The organism is Stenotrophomonas sp. 2YAF22, assembly GCF_052114665.1.
GTDB lineage: Bacteria > Pseudomonadota > Gammaproteobacteria > Xanthomonadales > Xanthomonadaceae > Stenotrophomonas > Stenotrophomonas indicatrix.
Genome location: NZ_JBFRFE010000463.1, coordinates 1 through 3,495 on the forward strand (window position 1 = coordinate 1; position 3,495 = coordinate 3,495).

2 protein-coding genes and 1 pseudogene are annotated in these 3,495 nt (G+C 66.5%); 1 reads left to right on the plus strand and 2 read right to left on the minus strand.

The window, feature by feature from the left end:
* A pseudogene (locus tag AB4Y84_RS16470) lies at positions 1-693 on the minus strand (hypothetical protein); the annotation flags it as partial.
* Positions 694-768: 75 nt separating this feature from the next.
* Entirely contained in the window at positions 769-1,770 is a 1,002-nt protein-coding gene (locus AB4Y84_RS16475; RefSeq protein ID WP_080148995.1) for a helix-turn-helix domain-containing protein, read from the minus strand.
* 315 nt (positions 1,771-2,085) lie between these two features.
* Between AB4Y84_RS16475 and AB4Y84_RS16480 the strand changes: the two genes are divergently transcribed.
* On the plus strand, positions 2,086-3,495 hold a 1,410-nt coding region (locus AB4Y84_RS16480; protein WP_442250460.1), incomplete at its 3' end, for a TonB-dependent receptor plug domain-containing protein.

The window sequence follows — 3,495 nt, forward strand, 5'->3', positions numbered from 1 at the left end:
GTCTGCATAGTGGTAGTAGAGGTGCGCGATGCCTGGCCCCCCCGATGTGCCCCACACGCGGGTGAGCGCTGTGGTATCCGGATAGGACTGGCGACGCAGTGGCAGGGTGCTTGCAGTGCCTTCGGAGGGCGCGCCATAGCGGTAGCGGTCGATGCCCGGCTTCAGTCGTGCGTTGTCGTAGGGGAAGGCGTTGTCTGCATCGGACTGCGCGTTCGGATAGCGGTGGAAGGCAACGAAGCGCTGGGGGTTGTCGCCTTGCATGGGCAGGTCCGGTCCCGCGCCGGAGTAGGTGGAGGCATAGGGTGAGGTGTCCAGCCACAGTGCATGGCCACTGAGGTTGATGTGCGTTTCTGCGATGGCCGCACGCGAGCCACCGGTGGCGGCATCCAAGCGCCCGCGCAGTGAATCACCCAGCGGATAGATGAGCAGGGCGAGGACAGTGGGCACGAACATCAGGGCATGCACCCGGCCCGGGACGTGCCCGCGCTCGCGCACCATGTAGCGGCCCCAGGCCAGCAGGAGCAGCACCAGTAGCGGCACCCCGATCCACAGCGCAAGGGTGATCAACGCCACCACGCCCCAGCCGAGATTCGGGGTGCAGACCGCGATCAGGCCAAGCGCGGCGAGCAGGCTGGCCAGGAACAGCGAGACGCCGATACCGAAGCGGTAGTTCCTGTACGGGGTAGCAGTCATCACCGTTCCATCGGCAGGCCGGGGCGTGCCTGCATCTTGCCGGTTGGGTGGCTGCGTGGAAAGACGGAGGTGCTGTCAGCAACCCACCAGCCGGTCGGCGCTGAGGCCACTGCGGTGCTGGTTGCGGTATTCGATGGGGCTGGCATCGACCATGCCGCGGAAGTGCCGGCGGAACGATTCCTGCGATCCGAACCCCGCCTGTTCGGCCACCCATTGCAGCGGACGGTCGGTGGTTTCCAGCAGTTCGCGTGCGTAGGCCACGCGTTCGCGGATGAGCCAGTCGATGGGCGACAGGCCGGTGGCTTCAAGGAACTGCCGCTGCAGGGTGCGCTGGCTGAGTGCGGCCTGTTCGGCCAGGCTGCCCAGCGAATGCGGCTCGCGCAGGTTGCGGCGCATCCATTCCATCAGTTTCGCCAGCCGCGTGGGCTCGCCCAGCGGAATCGCGCGGCTGACCCGCTGGCTGCGTTCGGCATCACGCCAAGGTGCCAGCACCAGCCGTTCGGCCACCAGATTGGCCACGCGCGCGCCGTAATCCTTGCGCACCATGTGCAGCATCATGTCCATGCCGGTGGCCGAGCCGGCCGAGGTGATGATGCTGCCGGCGTCCACGTACAGCACATCGTCGCGCACGTGGATCCGCGGAAATTCGCGCGCCAGCGTTTCGGTGAGGCGCCAGTGGGTGGTGGCTTGGCGACCATCGAGCAATCCAGCCCAGGCGAGCACGAATGCACCGGAGCAGATGGACGTGATGCGTGCGCCGCGCGCGTGGGCGCGGGTGAGGGCATCAAGCAACGCCTGCGGCGGGCGCTCGCTGGGTTCGCGCCAACCGGGAATGACGATGATGTCGGCGTCGTCGACGGCGCTCAGATCGTAGGGCAGCTGCACCTGCGCACTGCCGAGCATGCGCAGTGCACCGGGCTCGCCAGCGCAGAGCTGGGTGCGGTACCAGGCCACGCCCAGTTCAGGGCGGATGGGTGCGAACAGGCCGACCGCGCAGCCGAATTCGAACAGGCCCTGGCCGTGGCAGGCCACGATGGCGACGGTGGGCGCGGTCGGATCGGCAGACAGGGTGGGCATGGCTTGATGCTACCGACGCAGGCACGTGCCGCTGAGTGGCGCGCGGGCATGAGGTGATGCCCGCAGGGTATATGGAGACCGGGGTCAGATCCTTTCCGCAGGAAGGGCTCTGACCCTGCGGATTCGCGTGTATGGGGTCAGAGCCCTTTCCTTTGGAAAGGGATCCGACCCGGTGTGTGCAGGCTGCGTAAGGTCATTACCAGCGGTCATGTGGCTGGCGCGATGTGACGGTCACATGACGCGATATCCGCTGTTGCGTGTTGGGCGTGGGCTCTTGAATGGAGGCGTGTCTCCGGCCCACCCCCACGAGCCCCCATGCCTGCTGCCCACATTCCTGCGCTGTCCACGCTCTCCCTGCTGATTGCCGCCACTCTTGCCGCTGCCCCGGCGTATGCGGCTGAGGCCGATGCACCGTCGGCGGCCACCGCTACTTCTGCCAACCTTGCTGCGTCCACGCTGGATGCGGTGGTGGTGACCGGTTCACGCACCAGCACGCGCACGGTGAAGAACAGCTCGACACCGATCGACGTGATCTCCGCCGAGGACCTGGCCGCGACCGGCCAGGCCAACCTGCTGGAAGCGCTGCAGCGCAGCCTGCCATCGCTGAGCCAGATCGGCGGTTACCAGAGCGACCAGGAAAGCCTGATCCGCGGTTACCAGCTGCGCAACCTGTCGCCGGGTTACACGCTGGTGCTGGTGAACGGCAAGCGCCGCAACGCCAGCGCGTATGTCAGTGGCGCCAACGGTGGCGGCTACCCCGGCCATGCCTGGGCCGATCTGGCGCTGATTCCGGTGTCGGCCATCGACCATGTGGAGGTGCTGCGCGATGGTGCTTCGGCCATCTACGGTTCGGACGCGATCACCGGAGTGATCAACGTGATCCTGAAATCGCAGGCGCACGGTGGCGATGTCTCGGTGGAGAGCGGGCAGAGCACCGATGGCGACGGCAGCCGCACCAGCGTGCGCGCCAACATCGGCCTGCCGTGGAGCGAGGATGGCTTCATCAACCTGTCCGGCGAGAGCACGCGCCAGCACCATGCGATCCGCACGCGGCGCTACATCGACGGCTACCTGAGTTATCCCGCCGTGGATGGCAACGGCAACCTGGTGGCGCTGCGTCCAAACAACCGCTTGCCGGCTGGAGCGACGCCGAACCCGGCCGAGGCCGGGCGCGATGCCGAGGCCAACATCATCCTGAGCTCGCCGTCGTATGCGCTGAAGGCCTTCGCGGTGAACGTGGGCCATGGCTTGGGCGAGAACGCCCAGTTCTACGCCAATGCGACTGCCAGCGACCGCACCGCGCAGGCGATCCAGAACTTCCGCCTGCCGGCAACGATCTTTACCACCTACAAGGCACCGGGCGTGCTGAGCGTGTTTCCCGATGGCTTCCTGCCAGTGCTGGAAACCAAGGAGAAGCAGTACACCGGCACGGCCGGGGTGAAGGGCCAGGTTGCGGGGTGGGACTACGACTTCAGCCTGACCGGCAACCGCAACACGGTGCGCACCTACACCCGCAATTCGGTGAACTACTCGCTGCCGTACCCGGGCTCGCCGACCGACTTCTATGACGGCAAGCTGGATTACCAGCAGGGCATCGCCAACCTTGATCTGCGTCGCGGCTTCGAGGTGGCGGCCTTCGCATCGCCACTGGAAGTGAGTGCCGGTGCCGAGTACCAGCACGAACAATACGAACGCGGGGCAGGGCAGTGGGAGTCATACACCGGT

Coding starts and splice junctions, on each gene's coding strand:
- AB4Y84_RS16475 (WP_080148995.1), bottom strand. CDS start 1,770: ATGCCCACCCTGTCTGCCGATCCGACCGCGCCCACCGTCGCCATCGTG.